Source organism: Mesorhizobium japonicum MAFF 303099, from assembly GCF_000009625.1.
In the GTDB taxonomy this organism is placed as follows: Bacteria; Pseudomonadota; Alphaproteobacteria; order Rhizobiales; family Rhizobiaceae; genus Mesorhizobium; species Mesorhizobium japonicum.
Window position 1 is genome coordinate 3886606 of sequence record NC_002678.2, and the last position, 18820, is coordinate 3905425.

Below are 18820 nucleotides of genomic sequence, written 5' to 3' on the forward strand. Positions count from 1 at the left end.
CAGAGGGGGGCGCCGTAGAACTCCGCCTATCCAACTTTGCCGTCTCGTATGGCGATGCCGGAAGCACCGGTCACCTCACACCTTGACCAGTTGCTCCACCCGGTCCTTCTCGCCGAAAATCCTGAGATACCGCTCGATTTCCTTCTCGTCCCCCGTCGCCTTGGCGGGATTGTCGGACAGCTTCACCGCCGGCCTGCCATTGGCTTCCGTCACCTTGCAGACCAGCGATATGGCGTCGAGGCTGTTGGTTTCGGTCGGCGCGCAGCCCTCGAAATCATTGGTGAGATTGGTGCCCCAGCCGAAGGACATGCGCACCTTGCCCTTGAAGTGGCGGTAGGTCTCCTCGATGGTTTCCACTTCGAGACCGTCGGAGAAGATCAGCAGCTTTTGCTTCGGGTCCTTGCCCCTCTCGCGCCACCAGGACAGGATCTTTTCGCCGCCCTCGATCGGCGGCGCGCTGTCGGGGCGAAATCCGGTCCAGTCGGCCACCCAGTCCGGCGCGTCGCGCAGGAAGGAGGCGGTGCCAAAAGCGTCGGGCAGCACGATCAGGAGGTTGCCGCCATAGTAGCGCTGCCAGTCCTGCAGCACCTTGTAGGGAGCCTGTTTCAGCTCCTTCTCCGAATTGGCAAGGGCTGCAAACACCATCGGCAGCTCATGCGCATTGGTGCCGAGCGCTTCGAGGTCGTTGTCCATCGCAAGCAGCACGTTGGAGGTGCCGGTGAACGCCTCGCCTATGCCTTCCTTCAGCGCTTCGACGCACCAGCGCTGCCACAGGAAGGAATGCCGGCGGCGCGTGCCGAAATCGGAAATGCGGATGCCCGGCAGCGCCTTCAGCCGCTCGGTCTTGGCCCACATCTTGGCCTTGGCGCGGGCATAGAGCACATCGAGCGCGAAGGGGCCGAAGGCCCGCATGGCGGCCCGGGAGCGCAGTTCGTTGATGATGGCGAGCGCCGGGATTTCCCACAGCGTGGTGTACATCCACGGGCCGCTGAAGGAGAGCTCATACTGGCCGTCACGCTTGGACAGCTCGTAGTCCGGCAGCCGGAAACCTTCCAGCCAGGCCAGGAATTCCGGTTCGAAGATCTGCTTGCGGCCATAGAAATTGTTGCCGCCGAGCCAGATCATCTCCTTCTTGGAGAAGCGCAAGGTGCGGGCATGATCGAGCTGCTCGCGCAGTTCGCCCTCGTCAATCTCGTCGGCAAGCCGCACCGAGGTGGTGCGGTTGATCAGCGAGAAGGTGGCATCGACCTTTGGGTACATGCCCCAGATCATCTGCAGCATCAAAAGCTTGTAGAAGTCCGTGTCGAGCAGGCTGCGCACGATCGGGTCGAGCTTCCAGGTGTGGTTGTAGACACGCCGCGCTATATCGGTTCTTGCCATGCTTGCTGCCGCCTTCGCTGCCTGCCATCCACAATCGCGACAGGCCTCATAGCATCGAATTGGCCAAAGCGCTGCCCGCTTTCAGGCTGGCCCGACAAAAAGAACGGCCTGCGCATGGCCATGAGAAGCCGGCCTCAGCCCGCCGTCTTTGCACCGATGACCTTGAGTTGCGGACGCTTGCGGCGGCTGATGATACGGCCGGCGACCGGGGCGTCGGCGCGGCCGTCATCCCCGGCCTTCTCGGCGAACAGCCAGTCGATGAACACCTGCACGATCGGCGTCGTGCGCATCTCATTGCGGCAGACGACATAGAAATCGTCGACCGCCGGCACCGAAAGGCTGAACGGCGCGACCAGCATGCCCCTGGCCAGCAGCGCGCTTGCCGTCACGGAGTCGCCGAGCGCCACGCCGTGGCCGTGCACAGCGGCCTCGGCCGCCATGCGCGCGTCGCCCAGATGATGGCGGCGACCGCGCTCGAGGTCCAGCGCATCGGCGGCCGCCAGCCAGGTGTGCCATTCGCGGCCGTCGTCGCCATGCAGGAAGACATGGTCGGCAAGGTCCCTGACGCTGCGGATCGGCCGGTTGTTGATCAAGGTCGGGCTGACCACGGGAAACAGTTCGAGGCCTGACCATTTCCGCATCCAGCAATCCGCCCAGCTGCCATCGCCATAGTGCACGCAGACATCGATATGCGGCGCACGGATATCCTTGGGGTCGTTGGAGGGGATCAGCGTCAGCTGGATGTCGGGATATTGCGCGGTGAAGCTGCCCAGCCTCGGCGTCATCCACAAAAGCAGCAATGCCGGCACGCAGGACACCGACAGCGCGCCGCTGCTTGCCGGCCGCGTCAGCCGTTGCGTCGCGGCGGCGATGCCGTCGAAGGCGGTCGATACCGCCGGCAGCAGCTCCGCGCCATGCGGGGTCAGCCTGACCCGCTGGCCGATACGCTCGAACAGCTTGACGCCGAGCGACTGCTCCAGCGCCTTGATCTGGTGGCTGACGGCGCCATGCGTGACATTCAACTCACTCGCCGCCTTGGTCAGAGAGCCATGGCGCGCCGTTGCCTCGAAGGCGCGCAGCGGGTTCAGGGGTGGCAGGCGCGTGACCATGGATGCTCGACTTCTTTGTGAGATTTTCTCACAGAAAACACCCTAACAATATCAATTGCTTTTTCAATCGGGCTGCCGGACACTTCGGCTCGAAATACACCAAGACGTGAAATCTGCAGGCAGCCAGCGGGACAGCGACCCGGCCGGATGACGGTCAGTTCGTTTGAGATCGCCGACGGCCGCACTGCATCAGCCCAGGAGGAGCGGATATGGGTTACGATCGCGGCAAGCTCGACGCGTTGCGTCGCAAATATGGCGAGAGCCATGGCGGCGAGATGTTCGACCCGAAATTCCGCAAGGTCGCCGACAAGATCTTCTCCAAGAGCGGCACAAGACTGGCGCCCTATTCCGGCATCCCGACCTTCCTCGCCGCGCCCTATCGCGAAATCGCTGCCGAAAATCCGAATTTCGGCGACTTGCAGGTGGCCATCATCGGCGTGCCGATGGATCTGGGCGTCACCAATCGGCCCGGTTCGCGCTTCGGGCCGAGGGCGCTGCGCGCCATCGAGCGCATCGGCCCCTACAACCACGTGCTGGAATGCGCGCCGACGCACGAGCTTCGCGTCGCCGATATTGGCGATACGCCGTTCCGCAGCCGCTACCGGCTCGAGACCAGCCATGAGGACATCGAGCGCCGCACCAACCAGATCGTCGATGCCGGCGTCATTCCGCTTTCGGTCGGCGGCGACCATTCGATCAGCCATCCGATCCTGAAGGCCGTCGGCAAGAAGGCGCCGGTCGGCCTCATCCACATCGACGCCCATTGCGACACCAGTGGCCTGTTCGACATGACCAAGTTCCACCACGGCGGCCCGTTCCGCAACGCGGTGCTCGACGGCGTGCTCGACCCGACGCGCACCATCCAGATCGGCATCCGCGGCTCGGCCGAATACCTCTGGGAGTTCACCTACGAGTCCGGCATGACCGTGGTGCACGCCGAGGAGGTGACCGGTCTCGGCATTCCCGCCATCATCGAGAAGGCGCGCAAGATCGTCGGAGACGGCCCGACCTACGTCTCCTTCGACATTGACAGCGTCGATCCGGCCTTCGCGCCGGGCACCGGCACGCCGGAAGTCGGCGGCCTGACGACGCGCGAAGTGCTTGAGCTGCTGCGCGGCCTCAAGGGCCTCAACATCGTCGGCGGCGACGTCGTCGAGGTGGCGCCGCAATACGACGCCACCACCAACACCGCGCATGCCGGCGCCCAGGTGTTGTTCGAGATATTGAGCCTGATGGTGTTCAGCCCGGCCATCACGGGCAAGGGAGCCTGACACCTGAAACGAAAAGGCGGCCGCCGCGCTGGAGCCGGTAGCCGCCTCAAACAATCAAAAGCTTCCAGAAGGGGAATACCAATGGCAATCCATTCGACACTGAAATCATCCATTGCCGCCATACTGGTGCTCGGCGCCGCCGGCCTCGGCATCGCCACACAGGCGGCCAATGCCGACGCGCTGGCTGACATCACCAAGGCCGGCACCATCAATGTCGGCGTCTTCGCCGACTTTCCGCCCTTCTCCTCGGCCAGCGCCGATATGAGCCTCAAGGGCTACGACATGGACGTCGCGCAATACATCGCCGACACGCTCAAGGTGAAGCTCAACCCGGTCGCCGTCACCGGCCAGAACCGTATCCCCTATCTCAACGACCATCGCGTCGACATACTGATGAGCGTCGGCTACTCGAAGGAGCGCGAGCAGGTCATCGACTTCGCCGCTGCCTACGCGCCCTATTACATCGCGGTGATCGGTCCGGCGGCGATGTCGGTCAAGGGCAAGGAAGACCTCGCCGACAAGTCGATCGCCGTCAATCGCGGCACGCTCGAGGACACTTCGCTCACCGAGGCAGCACCCGCCTCGGCCGACATCAAGCGCTTCGACAACTACAATTCAGTCATCCAGGCCTTCATCTCCGGCCAGACCCAGCTGATGGTCGTCGGCAACGATGTCGGCGCCCAGGTGCTGGCCAAGCAGGATGTGCTGAAGCCGGAGCAGAAGTTCCAGCTGCTGACCTCGCCTTCGCATATCGGCCTCAACAAGAACGAGGATGGGTTGAAGAAGGCGGTCAACGACGCCATCGCCAAGATGCTGGCAGACGGCAAGCTGGACGAAAGCTCGAAAGCCTGGCTGAAGACGCCGCTCAACCCAGATAACCTCAAGGATTGAGTTCTCCCGTGGCCTTTGCCTGGCTCCCAGGTGCCTTGGGCGACATCGCGCACGGCGCGGCCACGACGATCCTGCTGATCGCCGTGACCACGCTGGCCGGCACGCTGCTCAGCATCCTGGGCGCCGCCGGACGGCGAAACGGCCCGGTGCTGCTGCGCCACGCCATCGCCTGGTATGTCGAGGTGATGCGCAACACGCCGTTCCTGGTGCAGCTGTTCTTCATCTTCTTCGGCCTGCCCAGCCTCGGCATCCGGCTCGATCCGATCCTGGCCGCCATGCTGGCCATGACGCTCAACATGGCGGCCTATACGATCGAGATCGTCGGCGCCGGGCTCGATGCCGTGCCGGGCGGGCAGACGGAAGCAGCCCTGGCGCTGGGGCTGCGGCCCCGCCAGGTGTTCATCAAGATCGTGCTGCCGCAGGCGCTCAAGATCATCTATCCGGCGCTCACCAGCCAGATCGTCATCATGATGCTGGAATCGGCCGTTGTCTCGCAGATCGCGGTGCGCGAGCTGACCTATGAGGCCGACATGCTGCAGGCGCGCACCTTCCGGTCCTTCGAGACCTATTTCGTCGTGACGCTGGTCTACCTCGCAATGTCGATGGCCTTGCGTCGGCTCCTGGTCACCGGCGGCCGCCGCGCGCTCGGAGCGGGCGTGTCATGATCGAGTTCACCCTCTGGGACATCGTGCGCAACCTTCTGCTGGCCACGCGATGGACGGTGCTGTTGTCGCTGGCGGCTTTCGTCGGCGGCGCGCTGGTCGGCATGGCGGTGCTGTTCTTCCGGATCTCCAAGCATAAATGGAGCCGCCGCCTTGCCTCGGGCTATATCGCCCTGTTCCAGGGGACGCCGCTGTTGATGCAGCTGTTCCTGATGTTCTTCGGCCTGCCGATGCTCGGTCTGCGCATCGAGCCCTGGACCGCGGCGGTGCTCGGCCTCACCTTCTTCGCCAGCGCCTATCTCGCCGAGATCTGGCGCTCGGGCGTCGATGCCTTGCCGCGCGGCCAGTGGGACGCCGGCGCCAGCCTCGGCCTGCACTATCTGCAGGAGCTCAGGTTGATCATCCTGCCGCAGGCATTCTCGATCACCCGCGCGCCGACGGTCGGCTTCCTGGTGCAGCTGATCAAGTCGACGGCGCTGACCTCGATCATCGGCTTCGAGGAACTGGTGCGGACCTCCAACGCCATCAACAACGCCACTTTCGAACCGTTCAAGGTCTACGGGCTGGTGGCACTGATCTTCTTCCTCATGTGCTTCCCGCTGACGCAATATGCGCGTTCGCTCGAAAAGCGTGCGGCGGCCCGCTAGATCTTGTAGCAATAACGGAGGTGGGGCGGACAACAGCCTGTCCGCCGCCACCCCAAGCGCTATTTCAGAGGCAGGAACAGCTCAACGAGCACTTCGTGCAGCGGGCCTTCCGCGAGGCGGGACAGCCGGCGCTGGCAATAGACTGGAAAGTCGCGCACTTCCTCGCCGCTGGCCGGAAGCCATTCACGGTAGAGGTAGAGTGCCGCGGGTTCGAGATTGTTGGTGTTGCCGGGGTAGCGCAGCACTGCGCAGCGTCCGCCGGGGATCACGCCGGCCTTCATCTGCCCGTCTTTCTCGTCGATCGGCTGATCGGTCCCAACACAAATGTCCATGCTGTAGTCGGCGGCGATCGCCGGCTCCCTTTCGGAACGGAAGACGTTGAAGGTCGGGCTTGTCTCGGGCGACAAGCCCGCCGCCTTGCGCCAGGCGATGAACCGCTGGATGGTGTCCTGGAGTGTCGCCCGGTCTCCGCGATGCTCCATGATCGCCACCGGTGTGGGCGGCACATCGCGGATCGTCACGTCGTCTTGGTCGAAGATGATCTGCATAAGCGTGTTCCTTGCTTTGTCGAAAGGCCCGAAGGCCATCAGCCACGCCCCCCAATCGGGGGATTTCCGGAACGACGAAGGCGACTGTCCGAACCGTTGCCGAAAGGCGCGGGCGAAGGCATCCGGTGCGTCGTAACCTGCATCCATCGCTATATCGGTGACGCTTTGGGCGTCGCTCGCCGCAAGCCTTTGCGAAGCGCGCTTCATGCGGGCGAGTTGGACGTAGCGGTGCACGGACAGACCGAAGGTGGCCATGAACTGCCGGTGGAAATGGAATTTCGAGAACGCCGCGACGCTGCTCAATGCCTCCAGGCCCAGATCGTCGTCCAGATGCTGGTCTATGTGGTCCAGCACCCGCTGCATTCGGGCATGGTAGTTTTCAAGTGACGCCTTCACCGTCTCTTCCTCCGTGGCGACCCCAGATAGGCGCTCCCAGATATGTCGCGCTCGACCGATCTTGCGCTTTGGCCTGGCCGTCTCTCCCTCTTCGCCACGCAACCGTGATTTGCGGTAAGCCGGCCTGCGCCTCACTGTGAGCATAGAAGCTTTTCGCGAGGGAGGGCGCTTTGGCGATGCAGGCGAAACATCTTGTCGCTCTCGCTGGCCTGTTCGCGCTCTGGATGTCACAGCCGGCCGCGGCAGCCTCCCAGGAACCCGATCGCGTCAGCATTCCGGCCGCCGGCAAGAACGAGCCGGCGACGCTGGACGCAATGCTGTTCAAGCCGCAAGGGCAAGGGCCGTTTCCGGCAGTCGTGGCCATGCATGGCTGCAGCGGCCTGTGGAGCAGCAAGAACAGCGCGGAACTCAGCCCGCGCCATGCCGATTGGGGTCGGCGCCTGGCCGCTCTCGGCTATGTCGTGATCTTTCCGGACAGTTTCGGCTCGCGCGATCTGGGTCCGCAATGCAAGAACGGCGACCGCGAGGTCGAACCCTATCGTGAGCGCGTGGAGGATGCCAATGCCGCCCGCCGCTATCTGCAGGCACTGGCCTATGTGAAGCCTGCCGCCATCGCCTTGCTTGGCTGGTCGAATGGCGGCTCGACCGTTCTTTATACGGTCCGGCCGAAGGATACGCCGAAGCCGGATTCGCCTGACTTCCGCGCGGCGGTCGCTTTCTATCCGGGCTGCACGGCTCCGGCCGAAAAAGGCGATTGGGCGACCCGTGTGCCGCTCCTGATTGTGATGGGCGAGGCGGACGACTGGACACCCGCCAAGCCGTGCAAGGCGCTGGCGGACGCAAACCCCGACAGTGTGAAGCTCATCCTCTATCCCGGCGCCTATCATGATTTCGACAATGAGGCGCAGAAACTGCACGAACTGCATGGGTTGGCCTACACCGCCAACGGCGACGGCGTGGCCCATGCCGGCCTGAATCCGGCAGCGCGGGCGGCGGCGCTCAAGGACGTGCCCGACTTCCTCGCCGTGCTGAAGCAGTGAAGCGTGGCGCGCCATGAGCACTTGACGCCATAAATGTGAGGGTTTATCACGTTACATAACATGATGAACCCTCACATTTGGTGTGCGATATATCTTTACCTTCTTTCCTTGCGCGCAATCTTGGAAGTGCCGTGGGCTGGTCTGCCGCGTTTGCGGTTCTGCTGCTGGCCACCGCTGCGCCAGTATTGACTGCTGCCCGGGCGGCATCTGTCGCCCTGCCTAAGGGAGATGCCATCAGCGGGCGTGGGTATTTCGAGGACCGTTGCACCGGCTGCCATTCGATTGTCCGAAACGGCTTCGGCCCTCGCCTTGGCGATGTCTACGGCAGACGCGTGGGATCAGTTGCCGGATTTCAATACAGCCAGGCGCTGCGGCAAAAGCGATTCGTCTGGTCGGAAAAGTCGCTCGACAGCTGGCTGTCCGGCCCCGGGCAATTCCTGCCCGGGACGCGGATGGGCATCTCGATAGCAGATCAGCAAATCCGCGCGGATATCATCGCCTATCTCAAATCTCATCCGTCCGGACAGGACGAATGAAGCGCGCGACGGCTTTCCCGTCTCAATGCCCGAACGCCAGCGGTGGTGCGATCCGGTCGCGGCGCAGCCAGCGCGTCAGGAGCAGCGCCGCCACCACGGCCAGCCCTGATGACAGGCCGATCCAGATACCGACGCCGTGGAAGCCGAAATGGAAGGCGAGCAGCACGCCGAGCGGCAGGCCGACGCCCCAATAGCCGATCGCGGCATAGATCATCGGCACCTTGGTGTCGTGCAGGCCGCGCAGCATGCCGGCGGCGACCGCCTGCGCGCCGTCGAAGACCTGGAACAGTGCGGCAAACACCAGGAACGACACGGCAAGCGCGATCACCCGGGCATTGGCCGGGTTGGCGAGATCGATGAAGGCGCTGATCAGGAGATGCGGCCACAGCACCATCACCAGCCCCATCAGCGCCATGAACGAGACGCCGATGACGAAGGCGGTCCAGCCGGCGCGCGACACGCCTTCCGGATTGCCGGCGCCATGCGCAAGCCCGACGCGCACCGTCACCGCCTGGTTGAGGCCGAGCGGCACCATGAACGAGATCGAAGCGATCTGGATGGCGATGGCGTGCGCGGCCAGCGAATCCGCGTCGATCAGGCCCATCAGCAGGGCCGCGGCGTTGAAGATCGTCACCTCGAAGGCGAGGATGCCGGCAATCGGCAGGCCAAGCCGCAGCAGCCCGTTGAAGCGCGGCCAGTCGGACCGCCAGAAGCGGCCGAACAGCCGGTAGCGCCGGAACTTCTTCTCCAGCATTACCACAGCGGCCATGCCGGCGAACATCAGCGTGCTGGACAGCGAGGTGGCGAGACCCGAGCCGGCAATGCCCATGGCCGGAAAGCCGAGATTGCCGAACATGAACACCCAGTTGAACAGCGCGTTGCAGGCGACGGCGACGAAAACGATGATCAGCGCCCAGCCCGGCCGCTCCAGCGCCGAGATGAACGAGCGCAGCACGATATAGCCGTAGAAAGGCAGCACCGCCCATTCCAGCCAGCGCAAATAGATGCCGGCCTGGTGCGCCAGCGCGGGTTCCTGGCCCATGGCCAGCAGGATCGCTTCGCCGTGCCAGAGCACGATCCAGATCGGGATCGAAATCAGGATCGCCAGCCACAGGCCCTGGCGCACGGTGCGGCGCAGGTCACGCACCGAATAACGGCGTCGGCCAAGCTCGGTGGCGATCATCGGCGACGTCGCCAGCATCAGGCCGAGGCCGAAGATCAGCGGCATGAAATAGAGGTTGGCGCCAAGCGCGCCGCTGGCCAGCGTGTCCGGCCCAAGCCTGCCCATCATCATGACGTCGGTGGCCGTCATCGCGGTCTGGCCGAGATTGGTCAGCACCATCGGCCAGGCCAGCGCCAGCGTCGCCCTGATTTCCTGACGCCAAAGATTTTCCGGCGCGCGAGCGCCGGCATCGATCGCAGACATTGTTCCGCTCTTTCCAGGCGCGGCGCGTCGGCAAAAGAGCCGGAAGCCGCATGACAAACGGCAAAACCGTAGGTTTCGCGGCGTTTGCGCCGTGTATTGAACGAAATGCGACATGAAGGCAAGGAGGAGGAGCGGGCAGCGATTGAGCCAGCGCCGTTCTGGGGGCCGTAGCCTCGTTCCCTTGCCGGCAATGGGCTGCTACGGACTGCCGTGGAGACCGGCAGCCAGCGAACCCGCCGGGAGGAATGGATGCAGTTCAGGCAGCGAAAAAACACGGCCGCGATCCCGCGCACCGCGCCGGCCTTCGAACATATCGTCACCGAGGCCAGCGACAGTTTCCTGTGGCGGCTGGATGACTATCCCTGGGAACGCAATGTCTGGAACTTCCATCCGGAATACGAAATCCATCTGCTGCGGAAATCCTCCGGCGTGGTCCTGGTCGGCGATCACATCGGCGAATTCGGTCCGGGCTACCTGACCATCGTCGGTGGCGGCCTGCCGCATGATTGGGTAACGGCGGTGCGGCCGGGCGAGCTGATCGAAGGCCGCGACATCGTCCTGCAATTCGATGCGCAGAGGCTGCGCGGCTCGGCGGGCCTGCTGCCGGAACTGCGCGAGCTGGAGCCGTTCCTCGAGCGATCGCTGCGCGGCATGGTCTTCCATGGCCGTACGGCGCTGGAGGGCGCCGGACTGATGGAGCGGATGGGAACCGTGCATGGGCTCGCGCGGCTCTGCCTGTTCCTCGAACTGGTCGACCTCCTGGCCAGGACCGACGAATACGAGCTCTTGTCGTCGCCGGATTTCTCGCCGGTTCTCGACGCCGCCTCGCTCGACATCATCCAGCGCACGCTGACCTATCTGTTCCAGCATTTCGCCGAGGATCTGAAGCTGCCCGACGTTGCCGAACGCGCCGGAATGAGCGAGAGCACATTCTCGCGCTTCTTCCAGAAGAACACCGGCAACTCCTTCAGCGACCACCTCGCCAAGCTCCGGCTGTGGCAGGCCTGCAAGCTCCTGGCCGACACCGATGTCGCGATCACCGACATCTGTTTCCAGGTCGGCTACATGAACATCTCCAACTTCAACCGAGCCTTCCTGCGCAAGCACAAGATGACGCCGTCCTCTTATCGCAAGCTGTCGCGCCAGCGCCTGACGATGCGCGCATAAGCACAGCCTAAAATCAGCGGCTTTCACGCGATCGATACTCATGTGACGGAGTTCGTTGCGGAGCACCGAATTTTGCGCTGCACAATGCATAAAAGTACAGGTTTGCTGCAACGGGGCTTCTAGCTTGGCCGGAATGAACTCCGCATTTTGGCGATGGGTGGCATGTCGCTCGGGCGATGGTGAGGATCGCAGAGCCCGACGACTTCCGCTTCCTGCGAGTGTTCCTGGAGGAGAAAAATCAATGAAACCAATTCGGCTCGCTGCGGGCTTGGGCGCAGCTTTCCTGCTTTCCGCTACCGTATCAACCATCGCGCTGGCGCAGGCCCCGGTCTGCTCGGCTCCGGTCAAGGTGCTGGCGCAGCCGCGCGACGGCCTGACGCTTCTGGAGGACTCCAAGGCCGAGTTCGAGAAGCTCGCCGGCGCCGGCTTCCAGATCGACTATCTGAACGAAAACGACCGCCGGGCGAAATCGCGCGCCGATGCGTCCACCGTCGGCAATTACAACGTCTACTATGTCGACGAAGCCAATGTCGCGCTGTTTGCCTCGTCGAAATGGATCGTGCCGCTCGCCGATTATTATCCGGCTGACTATGACTATGCCGACTTCGATCCCGGCCGCCAGAAGGTCGCCACCTATGGCGGCAAGGTCTGGTTCGCGCCGCTGACCGGCGGCGGCGACCTGATGGTCTACCGCAAGGACGTGCTCGAGGCCGCCGGCATCCAGCCGCCTAAGACGCTGGACGAACTGATCGCCGACGTGCCGAAGCTCACCAACCCGGACAAGGGCATGTATGGCATCGCGCTACGCGGCGCGCGCGGTTCGGGCGCCAATGTCTGGCGCTGGATGCCCTTCTTCAAGGCCTATGGCGGCCAGTGGTTCGATGGCGACAAGCCGGTCTTCAATTCGGACGCCGCCGTCAAGGCGACCGAGACCTATCTGAAGCTGTTCAAGGATTCGGCACCGGGCACGCAGACCGGCAGCTGGGATGAATCGACCGGCGCCTTCCTGTCGGGCCAGGTCGCCATCCTCGTCGAATCGACGCCGCTGTCGGGCATGGCGGTCGATCCGAAGACCTCGCAGGTGGTCGGCAAGATCGGCTTCCTGCCGCCGCCCTCGCCGCTGCCCGGCGGCGGTTACGGCCATGGCCTTGCCATCGCGGCGAAGGCCAATGCCGACGATGCCTCGAAGAAATGCGCCGGCCTGTTCATCGCCTGGGCGACGTCGAAGGAAAACGAGAAGCGCCGGCTCGACGCCCACCAGTTCGGCGAGCTGAACCGCACCAGCATCCTGTCCAGCAAGGAGTTCGCCGGCATCTACGGCGCCGATCTCGGCCAGGCGCTGGCCGAAACCGGCAAGGTCACCGCGGTCAACTTCTGGCAGGATCCGCGCTGGCCCGATCTCGGCGACCGCTGGGGCATCATCCTCGAGGAACTGGTCACCGGCACCCGCACCGACGTCAAGGGCGGCCTCAACGAGCTCGAGGCCTACGCCAACGAACTGGCGAAGAAGAAATAGAGCCATCCTCCCGCCCGTGGCGCGCGGTCCGCGGCATTGTACGCAATGCCGGGACCTGCGCGCCGCGGGGACTTTGCCGAACGAGGAAATCATGCCGACACGATCGAGACGCAAGCGAGGATAGATGCCCATGGCCCGACGCACGTCGCTCCCCGTCACCTTCGTCGTTCCGACCATCGCCATCCTCTTGGTGCTGTCGATGGTGCCGACGCTCTACGCCATTGTCATCGCCTTGCAGAATCGCGAGCTGAGCACGCCCGATTATTCCTGGGTCTGGCTGTCGAACTTCGTCGACCTGTTCCTCGACCGCCGCTTCCTCAACGCGGTCTGGGTGTCGGTGAAGTGGGAGATCGTCACCGTGGTCGCCACCATGGTGGTGGCGATCGGGCTCGGCGTGCTGATGTTCGAGGTCGCCAGCCCACGCCTGCGCAATGTCTACTGCCTGCTCTTCATCATCCCGGTGCTGTTGCCGCGCGTGTCGGCGGCTTTCGTCTGGAAGTTCGCCTATCACCCGCTCTACGGCATCGCTACCTATCCCTACAGGCTCGTCACCGGCGGGCTGATCTTCGACCCGCTATCCAAGCCCGGGACGGCCTTGTTCGCCGTTGCGTCGGTCGATGTCTGGCAATGGGGGCTGTTCTTCGCCGTCATCGTGCTGAAGCTGCTCGAAACCCTGCCGCCGCAGCCGATCGAGGCGGCGCGGCTTGACCACGCCAAACGCTGGCAGATCCACGCCTACGTCACCTTGCCGATGCTGAAGGCGCCGTTGATCAGCCTGATGTTCGTCAAGATGATCGAATCGTTGCGCTCCTTCGACCTGATCTATGTCATGACCCGCGGCGGACCGGGCGTCGCCACCGAGACGCTCGACATGTACGCCTTCTCGCAAGGCTTCATCGAATCCGGCAAGGTCTCCTATGCCTCGGCCATGGCCGTACTGATGATGATCGCCACCGTCATCACCTTCACCATGCTGTGGAAGCGGGTGCAGGCATGAGGCCCGGCAGACTGATCGGCAAGGCAACATTGGCGCTGGCTGGGTTCCTGGCGGTGTTTCCGCTGCTGTGGACGGCGCTCAATGCGCTGAAGAACAATGTCGACATCATCACCCGCGTGCCGCGGCTGGTGTTCACGCCGACATGGGCCAACATCGGCTATATCCTCGGCCGCGACAGCGTGCTGACCGGGCTCTACAACTCGGTCGTCGCCTGCGGCTCGGCCGTGTTGATCGGCATCGTGCTCGGCCTGCCGGCGGCTTACGCGGTGGCGCGCTATCCCAACCGCTGGGCCGGCGACATCCAGTTCTTCGTGCTGTCGCTGCGCTTCCTGCCACCCGTGGCGGTCGCCATTCCGCTGATGGTGATCTGGCTGCAGGTCGGCCTCTACGATACTTTGCCGGCGCTGATCATCACCTATTCGCTGCTCACCATCTCGGTGATCATGTGGCTCGCCATCCCCGCCTTCCAGAGCGTGCCGAAGGAGATCGAGGAAGCCGCCTTCGTCGATGGCTACGGCGCCTATTCGGTTTTCTGGCGCATCGCGCTGCCTGTCGCCGCCCGCTCCCTGGCAGGGGCGGTCGCCTTCAGCTTCGTGCTGGTCTGGAACGAATTCCTGATCGCGCTGATGCTGTCGAGCTCCAACGCCAAGACCTTGCCGATCGTCGCCTCGGAACTCTCCCAGCAAGGCATGAACGTGCCCTGGGGCATTCTCAACGCCTCGGTCGTGCTCCTGTCGCTGCCGCCGCTGCTGTTCCTTGGCGTGCTCAGCGGCTTCCTGAATTCCGTTTTCCGGCAAAAAAAGACTTGATGTGAGGATTTCCCGATGCGGGCACTGGTGCTTGAGAAAAAAGGCGAACTGTCGTTGCGCGAGATCGCGCTGCCGCTCGATGTCGGGCCGGATGATGTCAAGATCGCCATCCACACGGTCGGCGTCTGCGGCAGCGACGTGCACTATTACACGCATGGCGCCATCGGCAGCTATGTCGTGCGCGCGCCGATGGTGCTAGGCCACGAAGCCGCGGGGACGGTCGTCGAGACCGGCGCCAATGTCGAGACGTTCAAGGCCGGTGACCGCGTCTGCATGGAGCCCGGCGTGCCGAACCTGTCGTCGCGGGCGACCAAGCTCGGCATCTACAATGTCGACCCCGACGTCAGCTTCTGGGCGACGCCGCCGGTGCATGGCGTGCTGGCGCCCTACGCGGTGCACCCCGCCGCCTTCACCTACAAACTGCCGGACAATGTCTCCTTCGCCGAGGGGGCGATGGTCGAGCCCTTCGCCATAGGCATGCAGGCGGCAAGCCGTGCCCGCATCGTTCCGGGCGATGTCGCCGTCGTCGTCGGCTGCGGCCCGATCGGCATCATGATCGCGCTTGCCGCCCTGGCCGGCGGTTGTTCGAAAGTGCTGATCTCCGATTTTTCCGCGCCCAAGCTGAAGATCGCCGCGCAATATGCCGGCATCGTGCCGGTCAATATCGGCGAGCGGTCGCTGGTCGACGCGGTCGCGGCGGCGACCGACAAGTGGGGCGCCGACATCGTCTTCGAGGCCAGCGGCAGCCCGAAGGCTTTCGCCGATCTGTTCGATGTCGTGCGGCCGGGCGGCGCGGTGGTGCTGGTCGGCCTGCCGGTGGAGCCGGTGGCCCTCAACGTGCCGGCGGCGATCTCGAAGGAGGTGCGCATCGAGACGGTGTTCCGCTACGCCAACATTTTCGACCGCGCCTTGCAACTGATCGCTTCCGGCAAGGTCGACCTCAAGCCGCTGATCACCGGCACCTATGATTTCGCCGACAGCATCAAGGCATTCGAGCGGGCTGCCCAAGGCAATCCGGAAGACGTCAAGCTGCAGATCCTGCTCACCGGCGAGAAGGGATGATCATGTCCGCGATCGTTTGCTCCCATGTCGACAAGGCCTATGGCGCCACCACGGTCATCCGCGATCTCAACCTCAGCATTGAAGAGCACGAATTCGTGGTGTTCCTCGGCCCGTCCGGCTGTGGCAAGTCGACCTTGCTGCGCATGCTGGCGGGGCTGGAGGATATCAGCGGCGGCGAGGTCTCGATCGGCGGCAAGGTGGTCAACGATCTCGATCCGGGCGACCGCGGCATCGCCATGGTGTTCCAGAACTACGCGCTCTATCCGCATATGACGATCTTCGACAATATCGCCTTCGGGCTGCGGCGCCAGAAGGTGCCTTTGGCCGAGATCCGCAAGCGGGTCGAGGCTGTGTCGAGGACGCTCGGGCTGGAGCCCTATCTCGGCCGCAAGCCGGCCGAGCTTTCCGGCGGCCAGCAGCAGCGCGTCGCCATTGCCCGTGCGATGATCAAGACACCAAAGGTGTTCCTGTTCGACGAGCCGCTTTCCAATCTCGACGCCAAATTGCGCAACCATATGCGCGTCGAGATCGCGCGGCTGCACCAGTCGCTGAAGACCACCACCGTCTACGTCACCCATGACCAGCTGGAGGCGATGACGCTTGCCGACCGCATCGTGCTGCTCAAGGAGGGTGTCATCGAGCAGATCGGCGCGCCGGCGGAAATCTATCTGCGGCCCGCCAACATGTTCGTGGCCGGCTTCATCGGCACGCCGAACATGAATTTTGTCGAGGTGACGGTCGGCCGCTCGGGCAATGGTTGGGCGCTGACCGGCGCCGGAACGGTGCTTTCGATCGAGGGCCGGGCTTTCCATCTGCAGCATGGCGACCGCGCAGTGCTTGGCATCCGGCCACCGGACCTGAAGACGGCCAGCGCCGGCACCGCCGGCATTTTGCAAGGCACGGCCGATCTCATCGAATTTCACGGCAATGATGCGCTGGTGACATTCGGCTCCGGCGGCAAGGAGATCAGCGCGCTGGTTCCGGCACGCGAATGCCCGGCGCTGAATGCTCCTGTCCGTTACGCATTCGAGGAAGAAAGCATCCATTTGTTCGACGCGACGTCAGGCGCGTCGCTGCGCAAGCAGTAAGCAAGGCCTACCGGATGTCGTCAAGCGCCTGGCGCTGGCGGTGCATTTCCAGGAAAATCCGGTAGTCGCGGTCGAAGCGGGCGCCGGCGGCCGGGTTGGCGGCACGCCTCTTGCCGCCCTGCTGCATGGCAAGGCAGGCGGCATTGAGGTCGGGGAAAAGCCCGGCGGCGGTGGCGGCGACCATGCCGGTGCCGAGCAGCACCGCCTCGTCGGCCAGCGGTTCGACCACCGTGCAGCCGGTGGCGTCGGCGTAGAGCTCCATCAGCAGTGGGTTCTTGGTGTGGCCGCCGGTGACATGCAGCGTGTCGATCAGGTAGCCGTTCTCGTTCAGCGCTTCCAGCACATGGCGCACGCCGAGCGCGATGCCGACGGCGGTGCGCCAGTAGAGCTTGCACAGGCTGTCGAAGGAGGAATCCAGCGTCAGCCCGCTGACGACGCCGACAGCATGCGGGTCGGCGAGCGGCGACCGGTTACCGTGAAAATCCGGCAGCACATGCAGGCGCGCGGCGAGGTTGTCGCCCTCGGCGGCGCGCAGTTCGGCGACCCGCCTGGCGATTTTGGCATGCATGGCGGCATCCGGCTCGCCGCCGGCGCCGTGCCAGCGGATGATGTGGTCGAGCAGCGCGCCGGTAGCCGACTGGCCGCCTTCCGACAGCCACAGCTTTGGCAACGCCGCGCCATAGTAAGGGCCCCAGACGCCGGCGAAAGGCTGCGGGTCGGGCGACATCGCCATGACGCAGCTCGACGTGCCGGCAATCAACGCCAGATGCCGGCCAATATCCTGCTCATCACCGGCAAAGCCGCCAAGCACGCCAAGCGCGCCGGCATAGGCATCGATGACCCCGGCGCCGACCCGGCAGCTTTCCGTCAAACCAAGTTCCGCCGCCGCTTGCGCCGTCAGAGGGCCGATGTCGGCGCCGACCGGACTAGCCCGCTCCGGCAGATTGCCGTGCTCAAAGAGATCGTCGAGGCCGACGATCTCGAAGAAATCGCGCTGCCACGCGCTCTCCTCATGTGCGAGATAAGTCCACTTCGCCGTCAGTGTGCATTGCGAGCGGGCCAGCGAGCCGCTCGCCTGCCAGGTCAGGAAATCGGCCAGGTCGAATAGATAGCCGGCTTCATTCCAGGTCTGCGGCAGGTTGCGCTTCAGCCACATCAGCTTCGGCGTCGCCATTTCCGGCGACATGACGCCGCCTATATAGTTGAGCACCTCGTGGCTGCTCGCCGTGCATTCGTCTGCTTCGGAAATGGCGCGGTGGTCGAGCCAGACGATGGTGTCCCAGCGCTTGTCGCCCGTGGTCGAAACGCTGAGCTGATCGCCTTGCCGGTCGCGCACCACCAGCGAGCAGGTCGCATCAAACGAGATGCCAACAATATCCTGCGCCGCGACGCCGGCTTTTTCGCGGGCGGCACGCACGGCGGCGCAGACCGCCGACCAGATATCGCGCGAATCATGCTCGGCATGATCGGGCTTCGGCTGGTTCATGGCGATCGGCCGATCGGCACGGCCAAGCAAGGTGCCACTGGCGTCGAGAATGCCAGCGCGAGCGCTCCCGGTGCCGACATCGACCGCGCAAACAAACTGTTTCGTCAAGATGCTCTAACTCTCGCTCCCAGGCCTGCAATCAGATCGGGCAATTGCAGCATGTCAGCGAATATAAAGTCCGGTTCACTCGACGCAAGCCGCGCTTTCAAGGCAGGGTTGCCGGCATGCGCGCCGCCGGTGAAGGCAAGGACGCGCATGCCCGCCGCGCGCGCCGCCGCGACCCCGGCCGGACTGTCCTCGATGACGAGGCATTTGCGCGGATGCGCCCGCATGCTGGCGGCGGCGTGCAGGAAGAGGTCGGGCGCCGGCTTTCCCTTGGCGACCATGGCGGCACTGAACAGATGCGGTTCCATCAGCCCGAGCAGGCCGGTGACATCGAGCGCGTAGCGGATGCGCTCCAGCGTGCCCGAAGAGGCGACGCAGAACGGCAGGCCGAGCTTCGGCAACATTTCCTTGACGCCGGGGATCGGCTTGAGCTCCTCACGGAATTTGCGCATGAGGTCGACGCGCATGGCGGTCAGATGCTGGTCGCTGATCTCCAGGCCGAAGTCGCGGCCAAGGATCTCGCGCACGCTCTTCATGCTCTTGCCGAGGAAATGCTCGTAGGCGGCGTCCTCGCTGACAGTGCCGCCGGCACGTTCGATCATGCCGAGCAGCGCCGAGACGGAGAGCGCCTCGCTGTCGACCAGCACGCCATCGCAGTCGAAGATGACCAGTTCAGGCGTCATG

Annotated in this window: 18 protein-coding genes; 12 read left to right on the plus strand and 6 right to left on the minus strand. The window is 64.2% G+C overall.

Annotated elements, in window-relative coordinates; translation table 11 throughout:
* Window positions 1-75: 75 nt before the first annotated feature.
* Together pncB and gcvA are read right to left on the minus strand one after the other, a co-directional pair.
* Entirely contained in the window at window positions 76-1380 is a 1305-nt protein-coding gene (pncB, locus tag MAFF_RS20105) for a nicotinate phosphoribosyltransferase (RefSeq protein ID WP_010912788.1), read from the minus strand.
* Between the two features lie 134 nt (window positions 1381-1514).
* Window positions 1515-2489 carry a transcriptional regulator GcvA gene (gene gcvA, locus MAFF_RS20110; RefSeq protein ID WP_010912789.1) on the minus strand — a complete coding sequence of 325 codons (975 nt, stop codon included), beginning with the start codon at window positions 2487-2489 and terminating at the stop codon, window positions 1515-1517.
* A gap of 209 nt (window positions 2490-2698) precedes the next feature.
* Between gcvA and speB the strand changes: the two genes are divergently transcribed.
* From speB to MAFF_RS20130, 4 genes are all read left to right on the plus strand, one after another.
* Window positions 2699-3760, plus strand: coding sequence for an agmatinase (gene speB / locus MAFF_RS20115; RefSeq protein WP_044548674.1), 1062 nt, complete (start codon window positions 2699-2701; stop codon window positions 3758-3760).
* 81 nt (window positions 3761-3841) lie between these two features.
* Window positions 3842-4651: a transporter substrate-binding domain-containing protein gene (locus MAFF_RS20120; protein WP_010912791.1), complete on the plus strand. Its 810-nt coding sequence runs from the start codon at window positions 3842-3844 to the stop codon at window positions 4649-4651.
* A gap of 8 nt (window positions 4652-4659) precedes the next feature.
* Window positions 4660-5316, plus strand: coding sequence for an amino acid ABC transporter permease (locus MAFF_RS20125; protein ID WP_010912792.1), 657 nt, complete (start codon window positions 4660-4662; stop codon window positions 5314-5316).
* Entirely contained in the window at window positions 5313-5960 is a 648-nt protein-coding gene (locus MAFF_RS20130; protein WP_010912793.1) for an amino acid ABC transporter permease, read from the plus strand. Before MAFF_RS20125 ends, MAFF_RS20130 begins: the two co-directional genes overlap by 4 nt.
* Window positions 5961-6019: 59 nt before the next feature.
* Here the strand turns inward: MAFF_RS20130 and MAFF_RS20135 are convergent, their stop codons facing one another.
* Window positions 6020-6904 carry an AraC family transcriptional regulator gene (locus MAFF_RS20135; RefSeq protein WP_044548678.1) on the minus strand — a complete coding sequence of 295 codons (885 nt, stop codon included), beginning with the start codon at window positions 6902-6904 and terminating at the stop codon, window positions 6020-6022.
* 176 nt (window positions 6905-7080) lie between these two features.
* On the opposite strand from MAFF_RS20135, the gene MAFF_RS20140 reads away from it, so the two are divergent.
* Together MAFF_RS20140 and MAFF_RS20145 are read left to right on the plus strand one after the other, a co-directional pair.
* Complete coding sequence (locus MAFF_RS20140) at window positions 7081-7944, plus strand: dienelactone hydrolase family protein (protein ID WP_010912795.1); 864 nt, start codon at window positions 7081-7083, stop codon at window positions 7942-7944.
* A gap of 131 nt (window positions 7945-8075) precedes the next feature.
* Entirely contained in the window at window positions 8076-8480 is a 405-nt protein-coding gene (locus MAFF_RS20145; RefSeq protein WP_044548679.1) for a c-type cytochrome, read from the plus strand.
* A gap of 22 nt (window positions 8481-8502) precedes the next feature.
* Here the strand turns inward: MAFF_RS20145 and MAFF_RS20150 are convergent, their stop codons facing one another.
* Window positions 8503-9906, minus strand: a complete 1404-nt coding sequence (locus MAFF_RS20150) for an MATE family efflux transporter (RefSeq protein WP_010912797.1) — start codon at window positions 9904-9906, stop codon at window positions 8503-8505.
* Between the two features lie 249 nt (window positions 9907-10155).
* Between MAFF_RS20150 and MAFF_RS20155 the strand changes: the two genes are divergently transcribed.
* The 6 genes from MAFF_RS20155 to MAFF_RS20180 all read left to right on the plus strand — a co-directional run bounded on the left by MAFF_RS20155 (window position 10156) and on the right by MAFF_RS20180 (window position 16545).
* Entirely contained in the window at window positions 10156-11073 is a 918-nt protein-coding gene (locus MAFF_RS20155) for an AraC family transcriptional regulator (RefSeq protein ID WP_010912798.1), read from the plus strand.
* Between the two features lie 241 nt (window positions 11074-11314).
* Entirely contained in the window at window positions 11315-12589 is a 1275-nt protein-coding gene (locus tag MAFF_RS20160; protein ID WP_032932535.1) for an ABC transporter substrate-binding protein, read from the plus strand.
* A gap of 130 nt (window positions 12590-12719) precedes the next feature.
* Window positions 12720-13586 carry a carbohydrate ABC transporter permease gene (locus MAFF_RS20165; protein ID WP_032932536.1) on the plus strand — a complete coding sequence of 289 codons (867 nt, stop codon included), beginning with the start codon at window positions 12720-12722 and terminating at the stop codon, window positions 13584-13586.
* Complete coding sequence (locus MAFF_RS20170) at window positions 13583-14395, plus strand: carbohydrate ABC transporter permease (RefSeq protein WP_044548682.1); 813 nt, start codon at window positions 13583-13585, stop codon at window positions 14393-14395. Before MAFF_RS20165 ends, MAFF_RS20170 begins: the two co-directional genes overlap by 4 nt.
* Window positions 14396-14410: 15 nt before the next feature.
* Complete coding sequence (locus MAFF_RS20175) at window positions 14411-15457, plus strand: NAD(P)-dependent alcohol dehydrogenase (RefSeq protein WP_010912802.1); 1047 nt, start codon at window positions 14411-14413, stop codon at window positions 15455-15457.
* A 2-nt stretch (window positions 15458-15459) separates the two neighbouring features.
* The gene (locus MAFF_RS20180) at window positions 15460-16545 is read left to right on the plus strand and encodes an ABC transporter ATP-binding protein (RefSeq protein ID WP_044551095.1); all 1086 of its coding nucleotides are present in this window, start codon (window positions 15460-15462) and stop codon (window positions 16543-16545) included.
* Window positions 16546-16552: 7 nt separating this feature from the next.
* On the opposite strand, the gene MAFF_RS20185 is transcribed toward MAFF_RS20180, so the two are convergent.
* On the minus strand, window positions 16553-18139 hold the full coding sequence (locus tag MAFF_RS20185) for an FGGY-family carbohydrate kinase (RefSeq protein ID WP_010912804.1): 1587 nt from the start codon (window positions 18137-18139) through the stop codon (window positions 16553-16555).
* A complete protein-coding gene (locus MAFF_RS20190; RefSeq protein ID WP_010912805.1) occupies window positions 18136-18819 on the minus strand; it encodes an HAD family hydrolase in 684 nt (227 codons plus the stop codon). Before MAFF_RS20190 ends, MAFF_RS20185 begins: the two co-directional genes overlap by 4 nt.
* Between the last annotated feature and the right edge of the window lies 1 nt (window position 18820).

What these genes read in the sequence shown, in the direction of transcription:
- MAFF_RS20190 (WP_010912805.1), bottom strand. Translation starts at nt 18,819, where the DNA reads ATGACGCCTGAACTGGTCATCTTCGACTGCGATGGCGTGCTGGTCGAC.
- MAFF_RS20120 (WP_010912791.1), top strand. Translation starts at nt 3,842, where the DNA reads ATGGCAATCCATTCGACACTGAAATCATCCATTGCCGCCATACTGGTG.
- gcvA (WP_010912789.1), bottom strand. Translation starts at nt 2,489, where the DNA reads ATGGTCACGCGCCTGCCACCCCTGAACCCGCTGCGCGCCTTCGAGGCA.
- MAFF_RS20175 (WP_010912802.1), top strand. Translation starts at nt 14,411, where the DNA reads ATGCGGGCACTGGTGCTTGAGAAAAAAGGCGAACTGTCGTTGCGCGAG.
- MAFF_RS20150 (WP_010912797.1), bottom strand. Translation starts at nt 9,906, where the DNA reads ATGTCTGCGATCGATGCCGGCGCTCGCGCGCCGGAAAATCTTTGGCGT.
- MAFF_RS20180 (WP_044551095.1), top strand. Translation starts at nt 15,460, where the DNA reads ATGTCCGCGATCGTTTGCTCCCATGTCGACAAGGCCTATGGCGCCACC.
- MAFF_RS20130 (WP_010912793.1), top strand. Translation starts at nt 5,313, where the DNA reads ATGATCGAGTTCACCCTCTGGGACATCGTGCGCAACCTTCTGCTGGCC.
- pncB (WP_010912788.1), bottom strand. Translation starts at nt 1,380, where the DNA reads ATGGCAAGAACCGATATAGCGCGGCGTGTCTACAACCACACCTGGAAG.
- MAFF_RS20155 (WP_010912798.1), top strand. Translation starts at nt 10,156, where the DNA reads ATGCAGTTCAGGCAGCGAAAAAACACGGCCGCGATCCCGCGCACCGCG.
- MAFF_RS20140 (WP_010912795.1), top strand. Translation starts at nt 7,081, where the DNA reads ATGCAGGCGAAACATCTTGTCGCTCTCGCTGGCCTGTTCGCGCTCTGG.
- speB (WP_044548674.1), top strand. Translation starts at nt 2,699, where the DNA reads ATGGGTTACGATCGCGGCAAGCTCGACGCGTTGCGTCGCAAATATGGC.
- MAFF_RS20160 (WP_032932535.1), top strand. Translation starts at nt 11,315, where the DNA reads ATGAAACCAATTCGGCTCGCTGCGGGCTTGGGCGCAGCTTTCCTGCTT.
- MAFF_RS20170 (WP_044548682.1), top strand. Translation starts at nt 13,583, where the DNA reads ATGAGGCCCGGCAGACTGATCGGCAAGGCAACATTGGCGCTGGCTGGG.
- MAFF_RS20165 (WP_032932536.1), top strand. Translation starts at nt 12,720, where the DNA reads ATGGCCCGACGCACGTCGCTCCCCGTCACCTTCGTCGTTCCGACCATC.